This window comes from Teichococcus aestuarii, from assembly GCF_003116135.1.
In the GTDB taxonomy this organism is placed as follows: domain Bacteria; phylum Pseudomonadota; class Alphaproteobacteria; order Acetobacterales; family Acetobacteraceae; genus Pseudoroseomonas; species Pseudoroseomonas aestuarii.
Window position 1 is genome coordinate 136,049 of the sequence record NZ_PDOA01000001.1, and the last position, 18,708, is coordinate 154,756.

General features: G+C 68.5%; 13 protein-coding genes, 3 tRNA genes and 2 pseudogenes. 17 read left to right on the forward strand and 1 reads right to left on the reverse strand.

All coding sequences use genetic code 11. The annotated features are described in order from the left end of the window. Nucleotides 1–155: 155 nt before the first annotated feature. Nucleotides 156–2,549 carry a 1-deoxy-D-xylulose-5-phosphate synthase N-terminal domain-containing protein gene (locus tag CR165_RS00680; RefSeq protein WP_109515038.1) on the forward strand — a complete coding sequence of 798 codons (2,394 nt, stop codon included), beginning with the start codon at nt 156–158 and terminating at the stop codon, nt 2,547–2,549. A gap of 48 nt (nt 2,550–2,597) precedes the next feature. Here the strand turns inward: CR165_RS00680 and CR165_RS00685 are convergent, their stop codons facing one another. Continuing rightward, complete coding sequence (locus CR165_RS00685) at nt 2,598–3,800, reverse strand: pyridoxal phosphate-dependent aminotransferase (protein ID WP_109515450.1); 1,203 nt, start codon at nt 3,798–3,800, stop codon at nt 2,598–2,600. Between the two features lie 150 nt (nt 3,801–3,950). On the opposite strand from CR165_RS00685, the gene CR165_RS00690 reads away from it, so the two are divergent. From CR165_RS00690 to nuoG, 16 genes and pseudogenes are all read left to right on the forward strand, one after another. Next, nucleotides 3,951–4,035 (forward strand) — tRNA-Leu (locus CR165_RS00690). A 44-nt stretch (nt 4,036–4,079) separates the two neighbouring features. Further along, a pseudogene (locus CR165_RS25500) lies at nt 4,080–4,445 on the forward strand (trigger factor); the annotation flags it as partial. A gap of 627 nt (nt 4,446–5,072) precedes the next feature. Beyond that, a pseudogene (gene tig / locus CR165_RS00700) lies at nt 5,073–5,861 on the forward strand (trigger factor); the annotation flags it as partial. Between the two features lie 215 nt (nt 5,862–6,076). Further along, entirely contained in the window at nt 6,077–6,718 is a 642-nt protein-coding gene (clpP, locus tag CR165_RS00705) for an ATP-dependent Clp endopeptidase proteolytic subunit ClpP (protein ID WP_109515039.1), read from the forward strand. A 157-nt stretch (nt 6,719–6,875) separates the two neighbouring features. Next, a complete protein-coding gene (gene clpX / locus CR165_RS00710) occupies nt 6,876–8,132 on the forward strand; it encodes an ATP-dependent Clp protease ATP-binding subunit ClpX (RefSeq protein WP_109515040.1) in 1,257 nt (418 codons plus the stop codon). A 144-nt stretch (nt 8,133–8,276) separates the two neighbouring features. Next, the gene (gene lon, locus CR165_RS00715) at nt 8,277–10,694 is read left to right on the forward strand and encodes an endopeptidase La (protein ID WP_109515041.1); all 2,418 of its coding nucleotides are present in this window, start codon (nt 8,277–8,279) and stop codon (nt 10,692–10,694) included. 253 nt (nt 10,695–10,947) lie between these two features. After that, on the forward strand, nt 10,948–11,229 hold the full coding sequence (locus tag CR165_RS00720; protein WP_109515042.1) for an HU family DNA-binding protein: 282 nt from the start codon (nt 10,948–10,950) through the stop codon (nt 11,227–11,229). Nucleotides 11,230–11,356: 127 nt separating this feature from the next. Then, nucleotides 11,357–11,428, forward strand: a tRNA-Val gene (locus tag CR165_RS00725). A gap of 121 nt (nt 11,429–11,549) precedes the next feature. Beyond that, nucleotides 11,550–11,626: transfer RNA gene (locus tag CR165_RS00730), tRNA-Asp, on the forward strand. Between the two features lie 225 nt (nt 11,627–11,851). Then, nucleotides 11,852–12,220: an NADH-quinone oxidoreductase subunit A gene (locus tag CR165_RS00735; protein WP_109515043.1), complete on the forward strand. Its 369-nt coding sequence runs from the start codon at nt 11,852–11,854 to the stop codon at nt 12,218–12,220. 7 nt (nt 12,221–12,227) lie between these two features. Beyond that, entirely contained in the window at nt 12,228–12,788 is a 561-nt protein-coding gene (locus CR165_RS00740; RefSeq protein WP_109515044.1) for a NuoB/complex I 20 kDa subunit family protein, read from the forward strand. After that, nucleotides 12,781–13,446: an NADH-quinone oxidoreductase subunit C gene (locus CR165_RS00745; protein WP_245906031.1), complete on the forward strand. Its 666-nt coding sequence runs from the start codon at nt 12,781–12,783 to the stop codon at nt 13,444–13,446. The genes CR165_RS00740 and CR165_RS00745 overlap by 8 nt, the downstream gene beginning before the upstream one ends. Then, nucleotides 13,443–14,660: an NADH-quinone oxidoreductase subunit D gene (locus tag CR165_RS00750; RefSeq protein ID WP_109515046.1), complete on the forward strand. Its 1,218-nt coding sequence runs from the start codon at nt 13,443–13,445 to the stop codon at nt 14,658–14,660. Before CR165_RS00745 ends, CR165_RS00750 begins: the two co-directional genes overlap by 4 nt. After that, complete coding sequence (gene nuoE / locus CR165_RS00755; RefSeq protein ID WP_109515047.1) at nt 14,657–15,316, forward strand: NADH-quinone oxidoreductase subunit NuoE; 660 nt, start codon at nt 14,657–14,659, stop codon at nt 15,314–15,316. The genes CR165_RS00750 and nuoE overlap by 4 nt, the downstream gene beginning before the upstream one ends. Before the next feature lie 4 nt (nt 15,317–15,320). Beyond that, nucleotides 15,321–16,631: an NADH-quinone oxidoreductase subunit NuoF gene (nuoF, locus tag CR165_RS00760; protein ID WP_109515048.1), complete on the forward strand. Its 1,311-nt coding sequence runs from the start codon at nt 15,321–15,323 to the stop codon at nt 16,629–16,631. A 4-nt stretch (nt 16,632–16,635) separates the two neighbouring features. Further along, on the forward strand, nt 16,636–18,702 hold the full coding sequence (gene nuoG, locus CR165_RS00765) for an NADH-quinone oxidoreductase subunit NuoG (protein WP_109515049.1): 2,067 nt from the start codon (nt 16,636–16,638) through the stop codon (nt 18,700–18,702). The last annotated feature ends 6 nt before the right edge of the window (nt 18,703–18,708 follow it).

Genomic DNA, 18,708 nt, shown 5'->3' on the forward strand with positions numbered 1-18,708 from the left:
TGTGCAGACGGCAAGCCTGCGACCTTGCACCAATCCGACGGCCGCCTCGTCCCGGTTGATAAGGTCAAGTGGTGAACATGCGGTGACTTGGTGGCGGGCCCAAAGCCTCCTAGGCTGGCCTGGTCCAGGACCAGATCACCCGGAAAGGGGAGCCCATGAACGCCACGCCAGACCGGCGCGCGCTGCGCGCCGCGGAAGACCCCGCCCGGCGCCTCCGCCTCCTGCGCGCGCTGGAGAAGAAGCTCCTCTGGCTTTCGGCCTGGACCATCCACAACGCCAACCACATCCGCCCCAACCGGGACGGGCTCAAGGTGGGCGGGCACCAGGCCTCCTCCGCCTCGGTCGCCGCGATCATGACGGCGCTCTACTTCGACATCCTGCGGCCGCAGGACCGGGTGGCGGTGAAGCCGCATGCCGGGCCGGTGTTCCACGCGGTGAACTACCTGCTGGGCCGGCAGGAGCGGGAGAAGCTCGCCACGCTGCGGCAGTTCGGCGGCATCCAGCCCTATCCGAGCCGGGTGAAGGACGGGGCGGAGGTGGATTTCTCCACCGGCTCCGTGGGCCTCGGCGTGGCGCTCACCTCCTTCGCCGCGCTGGTGCAGGACTATGTGCACCTGCACGGGCTGGCGCGGGAGGGCATGCCCCAGGGGCGGCACGTCGCCATCGTGGGCGATGCGGAACTCGATGAAGGCAACATCTACGAGGCCCTGCTGGAGGGCTGGAAGCACGACATCCGCGATGTCTGGTGGGTGATCGACTACAACCGCCAGAGCCTCGATTCCGTGGTGCCGGACCGGCTGTTCGGCCGCATCGAGGGGCTGTTCCGCGACATGGGGTGGAACGTCGTCACCCTGAAATACGGCCGCAAGCTGGAGGCCGCCTTCGCCCGCGAGGATGGCGAGCACCTGCGCCGCTGGATCGACGACTGCCCGAACAGCCTCTACTCGGCGCTCACCTTCCAGGGCGGCGCCGCCTGGCGGGCCGCGCTGCTGGCGGAGTTGGGGCGCATCGACGGCATCCGCGCCATCATCGACCCGCTGACCGACGAGGAGCTGGGCGCGCTGATGACCAATCTCGGCGGCCACGACATCGAGACGCTGACGGAGGCCTTCCGCGCCCAGGAGGCGGCGGGGGACCAGCCCACCTGCTTCATCGCATACACGGTGAAGGGCATGGGCCTGCCCTTCGCCGGGCACAAGGACAACCATGCCGGGCTGATGACCCGCGAGCAGATGGAGGTGTTCCGCGCCGAGATGGGCATCCGCCCCGGCCATGAGTGGGACCGCTTCGAGGGGCTCGACATCCCGGAGGACGAGCTGGCCGATTTCCTGGCCGGCCTGCCCTTCGCGCAGAAGCTGACGCCGGAGGGGCGCTGCCTCTCGGCGTCCGAGGTGCCGGTGCCGGCCACGCTCAGCCCGCCGCGCCTGCCGCCCAACAGGATGCTCTCCACCCAGGCGGGCTTCGGCGAGATGCTGGCCGAGATCGGCCGCGGCGGGCGCGAGACGCAGGCGATGGCCAGCCGCATCGTCACCACCAGCCCGGACGTGACGGTCTCAACCAGCCTCGGCCCCTGGGTGAACCGGCGCGGCATCTTCGACCGGCACCTGAAGAACGACGTGTTCCGCGATGCCAAGCTGGCTTCCGCGCAGCGCTGGGGCATGTCGCCCAAGGGGCAGCATGTGGAGCTGGGCATCGCCGAGCAGAACCTGTTCCTGGTGCTGGGCGCGCTGGGGCTGGCGGACCGGATGCACGGCGCCCGGCTGCTGCCTGTGGGCACGGTGTACGACCCCTTCGTCAACCGCGGCCTCGATGCGCTGATCTATGCCTGCTACCAGGATGCGCGCTTCCTGCTGGTCTCCACCCCCTCCGGCCTGACGCTGGCGCCGGAGGGCGGGCAGCACCAGAGCAGCAACACGCCGCTGCTCGGTATCGCGCAGGACCGGCTGGCGAGCTACGAGCCGGCGCACACGGATGAGCTGGCGATCCTGCTGCGCCACGCCTTCCACCACATGCAGCAGCCGGATGGCTCGGCGGTGTGGCTGCGGCTTTCCACCCGCAGTATCGTGCAGCCCGAGCGGGTGCTGGACCCGGCGGCGGTGATCGCCGGCGGCTACTGGGCGGTGGCGCCGGAGCCCGGCGCGCGCATCGCCATCGCCTACCAGGGCCCGGTGGCGCCGGAGGCCATGGCCGCCTTCGAGGCGCTGCGGGAGGAGGAGCCGGGGGCGGGGCTGCTCGCCGTCACCAGCCCGGACCGGCTGCATGCCGGCTGGCTGGCCTCGCGCCGCGCGGCGCGGCAGGGGCCCGGGGCCGCGTCGTCCGCGATCGAGCGGCTGCTGGCGCCGCTGGCGCCGGGTGCCGCCATCGTCTCGGTGCTGGACGGCCACCCGGCGGCGCATGCCTGGATGGGGGCGGTGCGCGGCCAGCGCGTGGTGCCGCTGGGCGTGGACCGTTTCGGCCAGTCCGGCGACATCCCCGACCTCTACCGGGAATACGGCCTGGACACCGACGCCATCCTGGACGCCTGCGCCCAGGCGCTTCTGGAAAGCTGACAGAGAAAAGAAGGGGGCTTCCGGGGGAATTCCTTCCCCCGGCCCTTTTTACTTCCTGAAGAACTCGCTCAGCCGCCGCACCGTCTCGCGTGCCAGCGCCGTGTCGATGGCGAAGCACAGCCGGAGCTTGCCCTGCCCGGAGGGCCCGAAGGCGGTGCCCGGCGCCAGCCCCACCTTGGCTTCGCGCAGGATGCGGACGGCGAGGGCCTTGGCGTCCGTCTCCCCCTCCACCGAGAACATCACGTAGAAGCTGCCTTCCGGCGCCTCGGCGCGGATGCCGGGGATGGCGGCCAGCCCCTCGCAGATGATGCGGCGGCTCTCCTGGCAGCGCCCCACCATGGTGCGGATGAAGTCGTCCCCCTGCTCCAGCGCGGCGATGCAGGCGTACTGGATGAAGGTGGGGATGCTGGTGGTGTTGTACTGGCCGAGGTTGTCGAACACCGCGGCCATGCCCTCGGGGAAGATCAGCCAGCCGGCGCGCCAGCCGGTCATCGCCCAGTTCTTCGAGAAGGTGTTGCTGACCAGCAGCCTGTCCGTGCCGTCGCAGATCTCGAGGAAGGAGGGGGCGATGGCGTTGCCGTAGGTGAAGTGGTTGTACACCTCGTCCGACAGGATCCAGAGGCCGTGCTTCCGGGCGAGGTCGCGCACCGCCTCCATCTCGGCCCGCGGCATCACCCAGCCGGTCGGGTTGGAGGGGGAATTGATGGCGATGACGCGGGTGCGGGGCGTGATGGCGGCGGCGATGTCCTCCAGCGCCAGGTGGAAGCCGCCCGCCTCGGTCTGGCGCAGCGCCACCGGCACCGGGCTGCCCCCCAGCACGCGCACCGTCTCGGCCAGGTTCGGCCAGTGGGGGGCGGGGAAGATCACCTCGTCGCCCGGGCTGAGCACGGCCTGCAGGCCCTGCATGATGGCGTTCATGCCGCCGGCGGTGAGGGTGAAGCGGCTGGCCGGCACCTCCACCCCCCAGTGGCGGCGGTGGTAGTCGGAGAGCGCCTGGCGCAGCCGGGGCAGGCCGAGGGCGTAGGTGTAGCGGGTCTGGCCCTCCCGCATGGCGGCGGCGGCGGCCTCGACGATGAAGGGCGGGGTGGGCAGGTCGCCCTCGCCGATCCAGAGCTTGATCACCTCCGGGTCGTCCCGCCCCAGATCGGCGATCTCGGCGATCTGGTTGGTGGACAGGGCGCGGATGCGCTCCGGCAGGTCGTCCAGCGGCGCGTGGAGGGCGGGGGAGGAGGCTGTGGTGGCGGTGCTCATGCGGACCTCGGGCATCGTCCAGACTGTGTGCCGGGCGCCGCGCAGCCGCGCAAGCGGGATGGAATGGGCGCCGATGACGGCGGGGACCCTTTCAAAGACGATGCCACTGCGCTAAACGCGCCCCCTTATGGAGACGCCGGGACTGCGTTCGCGGGCGTGGTGGAACTGGCAGACACGCTGGATTTAGGTTCCAGTGGCGCAAGCCGTGGGGGTTCAAATCCCTCCGCCCGCACCACCGGCGACCGGCGCAGGACTGAATTTCAGGAGCATGGTGTGGCGATGCAGGTGACCGAGCTGGCAGCCGAGGGGCTGAAGCGGGCCTTTACCGTGGTGGTTCCGGCGGCTGATATCGCCGCGGCGCGCGATCAGCGTCTGGTCTCGCTGGCCAAGGAGATCCGCATGCCGGGCTTCCGCCCCGGCAAGATCCCGATGGGCGTGGTGAAGCAGCGCTACGGCTCCGCCATCATGGGCGAGGTGCTGGAGGAGCAGGTGCAGTCGGTCACCAAGACGGTGATCGACGAGCGCGGCCTGCGCCCGGCCATGCAGCCCAAGATCGAGCTGGTGAATTTCTCGGAGGGCGCCGACCTCGAGTTCAAGATCGAGCTGGAGCAGCTGCCCGAGATCCCGCTGCCCGATTTCTCGGCGATCAGCCTGGAGAAGCCGGTGGCCAAGGTGGGCGACGAGGACGTCACCAAGGCGCTGGAAGGCATCGCCTCCCGCAACCGCGCCATGGAGGATGTGGCCGAGTCCCGCCCCGCCGCCCAGGGCGACGTGGTGGTGACGGATTTTGTCGGGCGGCTGGTCGAGGGGAAGGAGCTGCTTTCGGGCGAGCCGGTGCAGAGCTGGAAGCTGACCCACGCGGAAGGCAGCGGGAGCCTGGAGCCGGCGGAAGGTGGCGCCCAGGTCAAGCTTTCGGAGACCAAGGCGGCGCGCATCGTCTTCGCGGCCGGACTGCCTGCCGAAGGCGGCGCTTCCTTGACGCTGTCCTTCCGCTGGAAGGCTGACGCCGCCCTGCCGGAGAGCGCCAAGTCGGTCGTGTTCTTCGAGCTGCAGGACGGCGGCACCGTCCTGCAGTCCGGCGAGACGCAGATCGCCAATCCTGGCCCGGCCGAGTCGCCCGTGACCGCGAGCTGGACCGTGCCGGCGGATGCCAAGGGCCAGTTGCGCGTCAGCGTGCGCATCGAGCTGGGTGGCAAGCAGGACGACACCATCCTGACCGTGACCCAGGCGAGCCTGCGCCAGGGTGGCGATGCGGCCGGGCTTTCCGAGCCCTTCCCCGGCGGCACGGGCACGGACATGCCGGTGGAGATCGGCGGCAGCGGGTTCATCCCCGGCTTCGCCGAGGGTCTGGAGGGCATCCAGGTGGGTGAGACCCGCCATGTGGACGTGACCTTCCCGGCCGAGTACGGCGCCGCCGAGCTGGCCGGCAAGCCGGCCCGCTTCGAGCTGACCGCCAAGAAGCTGCAGAAGCCGGTCGATGCCGCGCTGGACGACGAGTTCGCCAAGAAGCTCGGCCTGGCCAGCCTGGACGAGCTGAAGCAGCGCATCACCGAGACGCTGCAGGGCGAGTACGACCAGCTCTCCCGCCTCAACGTGAAGCGCAAGCTGCTCGACGCCCTCTCGGCCCAGGCCAGCTTCGAGGTGCCGCCCTCGATGGTGGAGGCCGAGTTCGCCCAGATCTGGCAGCGGGTCGAGGCCGACCTGAAGGCCGGGCAGCTGGACGAGGAGGACAAGGGCAAGGATGAGGAAGCGCTGAAGAGCGACTACCGCGCCATTGCCGAGCGCCGCATCCGCCTCGGGCTGCTGCTGTCCGAGATCGGCCGCAGCAACAACATCCAGGTGACGAACGAGGAGCTCTCGCGCGCCATGCGCACCGAGGCCCAGCGCTACCCGGGCCAGGAGCGGCAGGTGCTGGAGTTCTTCCAGAAGAACCCGCAGGCGATCGAGAATCTGCGCGCCCCGATCTTCGAGGAGAAGGTCGTCGACTTCATGCTCGAACTGGCCCAGGTCACCGAGAAGGAAGTGCCGGCGGGCGAGCTCTCGGCCGATCCGGCCGGCTGAGCACCGCCTCAGGGCCAGGTGAGACCGCGGGCCGGGGGTGGATTTGCCGCTCCCGGCCCGCTGCCATGTGCGCCGGCCCTCTTTCGCGCCGGCTCCGGCTGCCCCATGTTAACCTGTGAAGCTTTAGGGTGACGGTGGCGGGCCGGTGCCGGGGCGCCGCGGGCAGGGGCCCGCGGGAGGGTTCCGGGGCACCCGCTGCCGCGAGAGGATGCAAAATGCGGGACCGCGATCCGGTCGAACTGTACAACAACCTCGTCCCGATGGTCATCGAGCAGACCGCCCGGGGCGAACGGGCCTTCGACATCTATTCGCGCCTGCTGAAGGAGCGGATCATCTTCCTGACGGGTCCGGTCTACGACCAGATGTCGTCGCTGATCTGCGCCCAGCTGCTGTTCCTGGAGAGCGAGAATCCGAACAAGGATATCGCGTTCTACATCAACAGCCCGGGCGGCGTGGTCTCGGCCGGCCTCGCGATGTACGACACCATGCAGTACATCCGCAGCCCGGTCAGCACCGTCTGCCTCGGCATGGCCGCCTCGATGGGCAGCCTGCTGCTGACGGCCGGCGAGAAGGGCAAGCGATTCGCCCTCCCCAACAGCCGCATCATGGTGCACCAGCCCTCGGGCGGGGCGCAGGGGCAGGCCACGGACATCGAGATCCAGGCGCGTGAGATCCTGGCGCTGCGCAAGCGGCTGAACCAGATCTACGTGAAGCACACCGGCCAGCCGATCGAGGAGATCGAGCGCAAGCTCGAGCGCGACAGCTACATGTCGGCCGAGGAAGCGAAGGAGTTCGGGCTGATCGACCAGGTGGTCGAGGAGCGGCCCACGACCCCGGCGGAAGCGCCGAAGGGGTGACATGGCACCGGGGCCGCACAGTCCCGGGGCAGACCCGCAGGGCGGGGGTGGGAGCGGCGCGGGCCGCCCGCCCCTGTTCCAACTTCCCCCTGGATGACAGGGGGGCTACAGTCCCGCAAGATCGCCCGGCCCAACGCCGGGGGGTCCAGGAGCGCGCATGAGCAAGTCCGGCGACTCAAAGAACACCCTGTATTGCTCGTTCTGCGGCAAGTCGCAGCACGAGGTACGCAAACTCATCGCCGGCCCGACGGTCTTCATCTGCGACGAGTGCGTCGAACTCTGCATGGACATCATCCGTGAGGAGCACAAGACGCATCTGGTGAAGTCCCGTGACGGGGTGCCGACCCCGCGCGAGATCTGCAAGGTGCTGGATGATTACGTGATCGGGCAGGAACACGCCAAGCGCGTGCTCTCGGTTGCGGTGCACAATCATTACAAGCGCCTGGCCCACGGCGCGAAGACCGGCGAAGTCGAGATCGCCAAGTCCAACATCATGCTGGTCGGCCCCACCGGCTCCGGCAAGACGCTGCTGGCCCAGACCCTGGCGCGCATCCTCGATGTGCCCTTCACCATGGCCGACGCCACCACGCTGACCGAGGCCGGCTATGTCGGCGAGGATGTCGAGAACATCATCCTCAAGCTGCTCCAGTCGGCCGACTACAATGTGGAGCGGGCCCAGCGCGGCATCGTCTATATCGACGAGGTCGACAAGATCAGCCGCAAGTCGGACAACCCCTCGATCACGCGCGACGTGTCGGGCGAGGGCGTCCAGCAGGCGCTGCTCAAGATCATGGAAGGCACCGTGGCCTCCGTGCCGCCGCAGGGCGGGCGCAAGCACCCGCAGCAGGAATTCCTGCAGGTCGACACCTCGAACATCCTCTTCATCGTCGGCGGCGCCTTCGCCGGCCTCGAGAAGATCATCGCCGGCCGCGGCAAGGGCTCGGGCATCGGCTATGGCGCCGAGGTCAAGGGGCCGGATGAGCGCCGCACCGGCCAGATCCTGCGCGAGGTGGAGCCCGAGGACCTGCTGAAGTTCGGCCTGATCCCGGAATTCATCGGCCGCCTGCCGGTCATCGCCACGCTCGACGACCTGGACGAGAAGGCGCTGATCGAGATCCTGACCAAGCCGAAGAATGCCCTGGTCAAGCAGTACCAGCGCCTGTTCGAGATGGAGGCCACCAAGCTGACCTTCACCGAGGACGCGCTGCGCTCGGTCGCCACCCGCGCCATCCAGCGCAAGACGGGCGCCCGCGGGCTGCGTTCCATCATGGAAGGCATTCTTTTGGGCACCATGTTCGACCTTCCCGGTTTGGAAGATGTCGAGGAGGTGGTGGTGAACAAGGAGGTGGCCGAAGGCCGCGCCGCCCCCCTGTTCATCTATGGTGAACGGGCGGCGGAGCAGTCTTCCGCATGAGGTCGGCCCGGCCTGGAACGCGGGGCTGGCCTGCATGGCTTGCCCAGCGCACCGGCCGATCCCATCTCCTGGGAGAACCCCGTGGCGCGGGGCCGTGCCGAGAAGCGGGCGGGCCTGCGCCGACTGTCCTGAGTGAGGTCCCCTATGGCGGATAAGAAACCCGAATTGACGAGCGGTGAACTGCTCCCCGTGCTGCCGCTGCGGGACATTGTCGTCTTCCCCCACATGATCGTTCCCCTCTTTGTGGGCCGGGAGAAGAGCGTCCGCGCCCTGGAGGCGGTGATGCGGGAGGACAAGCAGATCCTGCTCGTCGCCCAGCGCAACGCCGCGCAGGACGACCCGGGCGCCGAGGACCTGTACGATGTCGGCACCGTCTCCACCGTGCTGCAGCTGCTCAAGCTGCCGGACGGGACCGTCAAGGTCCTGGTCGAGGGTGGCAAGCGGGCGCGCGTGCTCGGCTTCAAGGAAACCGACCAGTACTTCGAGGCCTACACGGCCCCGCAGGAGGAGGATGCCGCCGAGTCGCCCGAGATCGAGGCGCTGGCGCGCACCGTGGTCGGGCAGTTCGAGCAGTACATCAAGCTCAACAAGAAGATCGCGCCCGAGGTGCTGGTCTCGATCAACCAGATCGAGGATTCGGCCAAGCTCGCGGACACGGTCGCCAGCCACCTGAACCTGAAGATCGCCGAGAAGCAGGAGCTGCTCGAGATCGGCAGCGTCTCGGCCCGGCTGGAGCGTGTCTTCGCCCATATGGAGAGCGAGATCGGCGTTCTTCAGGTGGAGAAGCGCATCCGCAACCGCGTCAAGCGGCAGATGGAGAAGACCCAGCGCGAGTACTATCTGAACGAGCAGCTGAAGGCGATCCAGAAGGAGCTGGGCGAGGGCGAGGACGGCAAGGACGAGTCGGCCGAGCTGGAGGCCAAGATCAAGGCCACCAAGCTCTCCCCCGAGGCGCGCGACAAGGCGCTGGGCGAGTTGAAGAAGCTCCGCTCCATGTCGCCGATGAGCGCCGAGGCGACGGTGGTGCGCAACTACCTCGACTGGATCCTCTCCATCCCGTGGAAGAAGAAGTCGAAGGTCCGCAACGACCTGGCCAAGGCCGAGGAGGTGCTGGACGCCGACCATTACGGGCTGGACAAGGTGAAGGAGCGGATCCTGGAGTACCTGGCGGTGCAGTCGCGCTCGCCCAAGGTGCGCGGCCCGATCCTCTGCCTGGTCGGCCCCCCGGGCGTCGGCAAGACCAGCCTCGGCAAGTCCATCGCCAAGGCCACCAACCGCAACTTCGTGCGCATGTCGCTGGGCGGCGTGCGGGACGAGGCGGAGGTGCGCGGCCACCGGCGGACCTATATCGGCTCCATGCCGGGCAAGGTCATCCAGGGCATGAAGAAGGCCAAGACCTCCAACCCGCTCTTCCTGCTGGACGAGATCGACAAGCTCGGCGCCGACTGGCGTGGGGACCCGTCCTCGGCCCTGCTCGAGGTGCTGGACCCGGAGCAGAACTCCACCTTCGGCGACCACTACCTGGAGGTGGATTACGACCTCTCGGACGTGATGTTCGTCACCACGGCCAACTCCTTGCGCATGCCGCAGCCGCTGCTGGACCGCATGGAGATCATCCGCATCCCCGGCTACACCGAGGATGAGAAGGTGCAGATCGCCCGCCGCCACCTGATGCCCAAGGTCACCGAGGCCAACGGGCTGAAGGAGAACGAGTGGAGCGTGACGGACGAGGCGCTGCTCGACCTGGTGCGCTACTACACGCGCGAGGCCGGCGTGCGGAACCTGGAGCGCGAGGTGGGCGGGCTGGCCCGCAAGGCCGTCAAGGAGATCGTCTCCAAGAAGGCCAAGAAGGTCGCCATCAACCGCAAGAACCTCGAGAAGTACGCGGGCGTGAAGAAGTTCCGCTACGGCGAGGCCGAGGCGGAGGACATGGTGGGCGTCGTCACCGGCCTGGCCTGGACCGAGGTGGGCGGCGAGATCCTGACCATCGAGTCGGTGCTGGTGCCCGGCAAGGGCAAGGTGCAGACCACCGGCAAGCTGGGCGACGTGATGCAGGAGAGCGTCTCCGCGGCGCTGTCCTATGTCCGCAGCCGCTCGGCCAGCTTCGGCATCAAGCCGACGCTGTACGAGAAGCGGGACATCCATGTGCACGTGCCGGAGGGCGCGACTCCGAAGGACGGCCCCTCCGCCGGCATCGCCATGGCGACGTCCATCGTCTCCGTGCTGACCGGTATCCCGGTGCGCAAGGATGTCGCCATGACGGGCGAGATCACGCTGCGTGGCCGCGTGCTGCCGATCGGCGGGCTGAAGGAGAAGCTGCTGGCGGCGCTGCGCGCCGGCATCACCACGGTCTTCATCCCCAAGGACAATGAAAAGGATCTCGCCGAGATCCCGGACAACGTGAAGAAGGGGCTGACGATCAACGCCGTCTCGCATGTGGACGAGGTGATCAGCAAGGCGCTGGCGCGCCCGCCCGAGGCGATCGACTGGTCGGAGCCGGAGGAGGCCCCGCCGGCCGCCGCCGATGGCAAGGCCGCCCAGCCGGCCAGCCTGCCGCATTGATTCGCTCTGGCGCGGCCTCCAGGCCGCGCCGGACAGGCTTCTGAACCCGGGGGAGGGATACCTTCCCCGGGTTTTTTTGTGGCTTCCAGGGGCATGGCGACGCTCGCGCCGTGACCGGGCTGCATCAGCCCCGGAAATTGGCCGCGGCCGGCCGGCTTGCCTTCAGCGCGGCGTTGACGGCGGAAAAATCGGCTGCCTAGTGTCGCCGACGATACGGGCCGGCTTCCGTTGGCCCCGACCCCCCAGGGCGAGGATGAACCACGTGAACAAACAGGATCTCGTCGCGGTTGTCGCCGAGACGGGCGAGCTTTCCAAGGCCAAGGCCGGCGAGGTGCTCGACGCGGTGTTCGACGCGATCAGCCAGTCGCTGAAGGCGAAGCAGGAAGTCCGCCTGGTGGGCTTCGGCACGTTTTCCACCTCGCGCCGCAAGGCCGGCAAGGGGCGCAACCCGCGCACCGGCGAGGAGATCGAGATCGCCGCGTCCGTCACGGTGCGCTTCAAGGCCGGCAAGGCGCTGAAGGACGACCTGAACTGAGACTCCGCGCGTTCTCCGGCCGCGGTCTGGCCGGGGCAGGGCCGTGGGGCTGGCAGCGATGCCGGCCCCGTGTTGTTTTAAGGCTTGGCCAAGGGCGTGCGGGGAGGGTATCGCAGCCCTGCTGTGCGGGCACTTAGCTCAGCGGTAGAGCGCCTCGCTTACACCGAGGATGCCGGCGGTTCGAATCCGTCAGTGCCCAATCCTGCGCAGGGCGGCCCAGCGGGAGCTGGTCAGTTCTGCATCAAATCAATCGGCGCTAATCTGCTTTTCGCCGATTGACACAAACCGGGCGGCGCCGTATTTCCCGCCCCACGACGCAAGCGGGTGTAGCTCAGTTGGTTAGAGCGCCGGCCTGTCACGCCGGAGGTCGCGGGTTCGAGCCCCGTCACTCGCGCCAGTCGCATCGGCAAAACGCCGCCCCGGGGAGATCCGGGGCGGCGTTTTGGCTTGCGTCGCTTTCATTTTTCAATGTTCAGCAATGCCCTCCGGGCTATGGCGAAGCGTGCGTTGGGGGGGTAATGTCCGCCCAGCGTTGCGCTACGGCATGCCCCGTGGCGTGACTGGCCATGCGCTTCCCTGCGCATGGCACTGTTGGGCCGCAGGCCCGAGGGACGGACGCATCATGACCCAGCCCCTGCTGGCGAACTATTTCCCGATCCTGGTCTTCCTGGCCATTGCCGCGGGCATCGCCGTGGCGATGGTGGGCGGCAGCGTGCTGGCGGCCCGCCAGAAACCGTATGCGGAAAAAGTCTCCGCCTATGAGTGCGGCTTCGAGCCGTTCGACGACACGCGCCGGCGCTTCGATGTGCGATTCTACCTCGTCGCCATCCTGTTCATCATCTTCGACCTCGAAGTGGCCTTCCTGTTCCCCTGGGCGGTGGCGCTGGGCGACATCGGCTGGCTGGGTTTCCTCTCGATGATGGCGTTCCTGGGCGTGCTGACGGTGGGCTTCATCTACGAATGGCGCAAAGGCGCCCTGGACTGGGAGTGAGCCGCCAATGAGCGCGAGCAACCAAAGCGACCTGAGCTGGAACCGGCAGGGTCTGCCGCCGGGCCCCGAGCAGGACGCCGTCATCAAGGGCGTCACCGGCGAGATCGAGGATAAGGGCTTCGTCGTCGCCAATATCGACAAGGTGGTGAACTGGGCGCGCACCGGCAGCCTGTGGCCGATGACCTTCGGCCTGGCCTGCTGCGCCGTGCCGATGATCCATGCCTACATGCCGCGCTACGACCTCGACCGCTTCGGCGTCATCCCGCGCGGCTCGCCGCGCCAGTCGGACGTGATGATCGTGGCCGGCACGCTGACCAACAAGATGGCCCCCGCGCTGCGCAAGGTCTATGACCAGATGGCCGAGCCGCGCTGGGTCATCTCCATGGGCAGCTGCGCCAATGGCGGCGGCTACTACCACTACAGCTACAGCGTCGTCCGCGGCTGCGACCGGATCGTGCCGGTGGACGTCTATGTGCCGGGCTGCCCGCCGACCGCCGAGGCGCTGGTCTATGGCGTGCTGCAGCTCCAGAAGAAGATCCGCCGGACGGGGAGCATCCTCCGTGGCTGACCAGACCGCGATCGAGACCGCCGAGGCGCCGCGCGCGCCGACGGCGAATGAGGCCCTGCTCGCCGCCGTGCTGGGCGCCATCCCCGAGGGGGCCGTGCTCGGCTCCCAGGTGGCGCGCGGCGCCGAGGTGGAAATCCGCGTGCGGCGCGAAGCCCTGCACGCCGTGCTGCAGATGCTGCGCGACGATCCGCGCTTCGCCTTCCAGCAGTGCATGGATATCTGCGGCGTCGACTGGCCTGGCCGGCCGGAGCGCTTCGAGGTGGTCTACAACCTCCTCTCGATGACCCACAATCACCGCATCCGCGTCATCACCACGACCGATGAAGCGACGCCCGTGCCCACCGTGGTCGACCTGTGGCCCTCCGCCACCTGGTTCGAGCGCGAGGCGTGGGACATGTACGGCATCGTCTTCGAGGGCCAGACCGACCTGCGCCGCATCCTCACCGATTACGGCTTCGAGGGGCATCCGCTGCGCAAGGACTTCCCCCTGACCGGCTTCGTCGAGGTCCGCTACGACCCGGAGCGGCAGGCGGTGGTCTATGAGCCGGTGAAGCTGACGCAGGATTTCCGCAACTTCGATTTCCTCTCGCCCTGGGAAGGCATGACGACGCTGCCCGGCGACGAGAAGGTGCATCTGAACCGGATCGGCCGCGAATGAGCCTGAGCACCGAAGACACCCCGGCCGCCGGCGGCACCCGCACGGTCGAGATCGACAGCCACACCATCAATTTCGGCCCGCAGCATCCGGCGGCGCATGGCGTGCTGCGCCTGATCCTGGAGATGCAGGGCGAGGTGGTGGAGCGTGCCGACCCGCATATCGGCCTGCTGCACCGCGGCACCGAGAAGCTGATCGAGCACAAGACCTACCTCCAGGCGCTGCCCTATTTCGACCGCCTGGACTACGTGGCGCCGATGGCGCAGGAGCATTGCTTCGCCCTGGCCGTCGAGAAGCTTCTCGGCATCGAGGCGCCGATCCGCGCGCAGTATATCCGTGTGCTGTTCGCCGAGATCAGCCGCGTCCTGAACCACATCCTGAACATCACCACCTATGCGCTGGATGTGGGCGCGACGACGCCGAGCCTCTGGGGCTTCGAGCAGCGCGAGGTGCTGCTGGAGTTCTACGACGCCACCTCCGGCTCGCACTACCACGCCAACTACTTCCGCGCCGGCGGCGTGCTGAAGGACCTGCCGGCCGGGCTGACCGACCGCATCGCGGCCTGGGCGGAGCAGTTCCCGAAATTCGTCGACGACATCGAGCGCCTGCTGACGGGCAACCGCATCTTCAAGCAGCGCACCGTCGATATCGGCATCATGACGGCCGAGGAGGCGATGGAATGGGGCTTCTCCGGCCCCTGCATCCGCGCCTCGGGCTGCGCCTGGGATCTGCGCCGCAGCCAGCCCTACGACGTGTACGACCAGCTCGACTTCGAGATCCCGGTGGGCAGCCATGGCGATTGCTATGAGCGCTACCTGGTCCGCATCGCCGAGATGCGCGAGAGCCTGAAGATCATCAAGCAGTGCCTGGCGCAGATGCCCGGCGGCCCGGTCAAGATCCCGGACAGCAAGATCGTCTCGCCGCGGCGGGGTGAGATGAAGCGCTCGATGGAGGCGCTCATCCACCATTTCAAGCTCTACAGCGAGGGCTACCACGTGCCGGCGGGCTCCACCTACACGGCGGTCGAGGCGCCGAAGGGCGAGTTCGGCGTCTATCTGGTGGCTGACGGCACCAACCGCCCCTATCGCTGCAAGATCCGCGCCCCTGGCTTCGCGCATCTGCAGGCGATGGAGAAGCTGTCGAAGGGGCACATGCTGGCGGACGCCGTCTCCGTCATCGGCAGCCTGGATATCGTGTTCGGAGAGATCGACCGGTGAGCGCCCCGCATTCCCCCCACCACGAGGAGCCGGCGAGCTTCGCCTTCGACGCCGAGAGCGAGGCGCAGATCGAGAAGATCCTGAAGCGCTATCCGGAAGGCAAGCAGGCCAGCGGCGTCATTCCGCTGCTCTACGTCGCGCAGAAGCAGATGGGGCGCGCCACCGGCAGCGCCTGGGTGCCGCGCGTGGCGATGGACACGATCGCGGAGCGCCTCGGCATGGCGCCGATCCGCGTCTACGAGGTCGCCACCTTCTACTTCATGTTCAACACCAAGCCGATCGGCCGGTTTCACCTGCAGGTCTGCGGCACGACGCCCTGCTGGCTGCGTGGCTCGGACGAGGTTCTCCGGGCTTGCAAGGATGCCGGCCACCTCAAGGGCTATGGCGACACCAGCGAGGACGGTTTGTTCACCATGACCGAGGTGGAATGCCTCGGTGGCTGCGTGAACGCGCCGATCCTGCAGGTGGATGACGACTACTACGAGGACATGGACTACGAGAGCACGGTGAAGCTGCTCGAGGCGCTGAAGCGCGGCGAGCGGCCGAAGCCGGGCAGCATGCAGGGCCGCCAGGGCAGCGCGCCAATCGGCGGGCCGGAGACGGTGCTGGATATTCCCATGCGGCATGCGGCCCCCGGCCGCGCGGGGGAGGAGTGAGACCATGGCGCTGAGCGACAAGGACCGCATCTTCACCAACCTCTACGGCCTGCATCCGTGGAACCTGAAGGATGCGCAGCGGCGCGGCAGCTGGGACGGCACCGCCGCCATCATCGCCAAGGGGCGGGACTGGATCATCGAGGAGATGAAGCAGTCCGGCCTGCGCGGCCGTGGCGGCGCGGGCTTCCCGACCGGCATGAAGTGGAGCTTCATGCCGAAGTCGAACCCGGATGGGCGCCCCTCCTACCTCGTCGTCAATGGCGACGAGTCGGAGCCGGGCACCTGCAAGGACCGCGACATCATCCGCAACGATCCGCACCTGCTGATCGAAGGCTGCCTCTATGCCGGCGTCGCCATGGGCGCGCATGCCGGCTACATCTACGTGCGCGGCGAGTACTACAACGAGATCCAGGTCCTCCAGGCGGCGATCGACGAGGCGTATGAGGCCGGGCTGCTCGGCCCCAACGCCGCGGGCAGCGGCTGGGATTTCGACCTCTACGTGCACCGCGGCGCCGGCGCCTATATCTGCGGCGAGGAGACGGCGCTGATCGAGAGCCTCGAGGGCAAGAAGGGCATGCCGCGGCTGAAGCCGCCATTCCCCGCCGCCGTCGGCCTCTATGGCTGCCCGACCACGGTCAACAACGTCGAGACCATCGCGGTGGTGCCCGCCATCCTGAAGCGCGGCGCAAGCTGGTTCTCCAGCTTCGGCCGCCCGAAGAATGTGGGAACAAAAATCTTCTGCATCCAGGGCCATGTGAACAAGCCCTGCAATGTGGAAGCCGAGATGAGCATCCCGATGCGGGAGCTGATCGAGCGCTATGCCGGCGGCGTGCGCGGGGGGTGGGACAACCTCCTGGCCGTCATCCCCGGCGGCTCCTCGACGCCGCTGCTGCCCAAGCACATCTGCGACGACGTGCTGATGGATTTCGACGCGCTGCGCGAGCACAAGTCGGGCCTCGGCACGGCGGGCGTGATCGTGATGGACAAGTCCACCGACATCATCAAGGCGATCGCCCGCCTCGCGCAGTTCTACAAGCATGAGAGCTGCGGCCAGTGCACCCCCTGCCGCGAGGGCATGGGCTGGCAGAAGCGCCTGATGGACCGCATGGTCGAGGGCCGCGCCGAGATCGCCGAGATCGACGTGCTGGAGAGCGTGACCCGCCAGATCGAGGGCCACACCATCTGCGCGCTGGCCGATGGCGGCGTCTGGCCGGTGCAGGGGCTGATCCGCCACTTCCGCCCGCTGATGGAAGAGCGCATCCGGGAATACCACGCCAAAAAGAGCGGCGGCGCCATGCCGCTGGCCGCGGAGTAAGACCATGGCGAAGGTCACGATCGACGGCATCGAGGTCGAGGTCCCGAACGGGGCCACCGTCCTCCAGGCCTGCGAAGCAGCGGGGAAGGAAATTCCCCGCTTCTGCTATCATGAGCGGCTGAGCGTCGCCGGCAATTGCCGCATGTGCCTGGTCGAGGTGGAGAAGGCGCCGAAGCCGGTGGCCTCCTGCGCCTACCCCGTGGCGGACGGCATGAAGGTGTTCACGGACAGCGCGCTGGTCCGCAACGCCCGCCGCAACGTCATGGAATTCCTGCTGATCAACCACCCGCTCGATTGCCCGATCTGCGACCAGGGCGGCGAGTGCGACCTGCAGGACCAGGCCACCGCCTATGGCGGCCAGGGCGGCCGCTACCGCGAGCAGAAGCGCGCGGTGAAGGACAAGTATCTCGGCCCGCTGGTCAAGACGATCATGACCCGCTGCATCCAGTGCACCCGCTGCGTGCGCTTCGCGACCGAGGTCGCGGGCGTGCCGGAGCTGGGCGCCACCGGCCGCGGCGAGGACATGCAGATCGGCACCTATGTCGAGAAGGCGCTGACCACCGAGCTGTCCGGCAACCTGATCGACATCTGCCCGGTCGGCGCGCTGACCAGCCGCCCCTACGCCTTCGTCTCCCGCCCCTGGGAGCTGCGCAAGACGGACAGCGTCGATGTGCTGGACGCGGTCGGCGCTGCCATCCGCGTGGACACGCGCGGGCCCGAGGTGCTGCGCATCCTGCCGCGCATCAATGAGGAGGTGAACGAGGAGTGGATGGCCGACCGTGGCCGCTTCTCCTTCGACGGCCTCAAGCGCCGCCGGCTGGACCGCCCCTGGATCCGCGTCGAGGGCAAGCTGAAGCCTGCCTCCTGGCAGGAGGCCTTCGCGGTCGTCGCCGAGCGGCTGAAGGGCATCCCCGGCCAGCGTCTCGGCGCCGTGGCCGGCGATCTGGTGGACGCCGAGAGCGCCTTCGCGCTGCGCGAGCTGATGGTGGGCCTCGGCTCGGCCAATCTCGACTGCCGGCAGGATGGCGCGGCGATCGATGTCTCGCGCCGCGACCACTACCTGTTCAACTCGGGCATCGCCGGCATCGACGAGGCGGATGCGTTGCTGCTGATCGGCACCAACCCGCGCAAGGAAGCGCCGGTGCTCAATGCGCGCATCCGCAAGCGCTGGTCCTCCGGCGCGCTGAAGGTGGCGAGCATCGGCCCGGCCGGGCTCGACCTCACCTACAAGGCCGAGCATCTGGGGGAGGGGCCTGACGCCCTCGCCACGCTGCGCGATGGCGGCCACGCCTTCGCCGAGGTGCTGAAGGGTGCGAAGCGCCCGATGATCGTGCTCGGCCGCGCCGCCGTGGCGCGCCCGGATGGCGCCGCCATCCTGGCCGCCGCCTGGGCGCTGGCCGAGAGCGTCGGCGCGCTGACGCCGGAGTGGCACGGCTTCAACATGCTGCACCTGTTCGGCGGGCAGGTCGGCGCGCTCGATGCCGGCTTCGTGCCGGGCGAGGGCGGGCTGGACCTGGCCGGCATGCTGGGCGGCGGCGTCGATGCGCTGTGGCTGCTGGGCGCCGATGGCTTCGAGCCCGGGCTGATCCCGCCCGGCACCTTCGTCATCTACCAGGGCCACCATGGCGACCGGGCGGCGGCGCGGGCGGATGTCATCCTGCCCGGCGCGGCCTACACGGAGAAGGACGGCACCTACGTCAACACCGAGGGCCGGGTGCAGCGGGGCCGCATGGCCCTGCACCCGCCGGGCGAGGCGCGGGAGGATTGGCGCATCATCCGCGCCGCCGGCGCGGCGCTGGACGTGAGCCTCGCCTTCGACACGCTGGACGCGCTGCGGGCCCGCATGGCGGCGGCGAATCCGGTCTTCGGCATGGTCGATGGCCGGATCGCCGAGGGCTGCCACGACACCGCCGGGCCGAGGCTGGCGGAGGGCGCGGCGCCGGAGGCCACGTCCTTCACCCTCCCGATCACCGATTACTGGCAGGCGGATGCGATCAGCCGCGCCTCGGAGACGATGGCCGAGTGCAGCCGCATCTATAACGACGCCACACCCAAGCTGGCGGCGGAGTAACGCGGC

Coding starts and splice junctions, on each gene's coding strand:
- CR165_RS00680 (WP_109515038.1), top strand. CDS start 156: ATGAACGCCACGCCAGACCGGCGCGCGCTGCGCGCCGCGGAAGACCCC.
- CR165_RS00685 (WP_109515450.1), bottom strand. CDS start 3,800: ATGAGCACCGCCACCACAGCCTCCTCCCCCGCCCTCCACGCGCCGCTG.
- clpP (WP_109515039.1), top strand. CDS start 6,077: ATGCGGGACCGCGATCCGGTCGAACTGTACAACAACCTCGTCCCGATG.
- clpX (WP_109515040.1), top strand. CDS start 6,876: ATGAGCAAGTCCGGCGACTCAAAGAACACCCTGTATTGCTCGTTCTGC.
- lon (WP_109515041.1), top strand. CDS start 8,277: ATGGCGGATAAGAAACCCGAATTGACGAGCGGTGAACTGCTCCCCGTG.
- CR165_RS00720 (WP_109515042.1), top strand. CDS start 10,948: ATGAACCACGTGAACAAACAGGATCTCGTCGCGGTTGTCGCCGAGACG.
- CR165_RS00735 (WP_109515043.1), top strand. CDS start 11,852: ATGACCCAGCCCCTGCTGGCGAACTATTTCCCGATCCTGGTCTTCCTG.
- CR165_RS00740 (WP_109515044.1), top strand. CDS start 12,228: ATGAGCGCGAGCAACCAAAGCGACCTGAGCTGGAACCGGCAGGGTCTG.
- CR165_RS00750 (WP_109515046.1), top strand. CDS start 13,443: ATGAGCCTGAGCACCGAAGACACCCCGGCCGCCGGCGGCACCCGCACG.
- nuoF (WP_109515048.1), top strand. CDS start 15,321: ATGGCGCTGAGCGACAAGGACCGCATCTTCACCAACCTCTACGGCCTG.
- nuoG (WP_109515049.1), top strand. CDS start 16,636: ATGGCGAAGGTCACGATCGACGGCATCGAGGTCGAGGTCCCGAACGGG.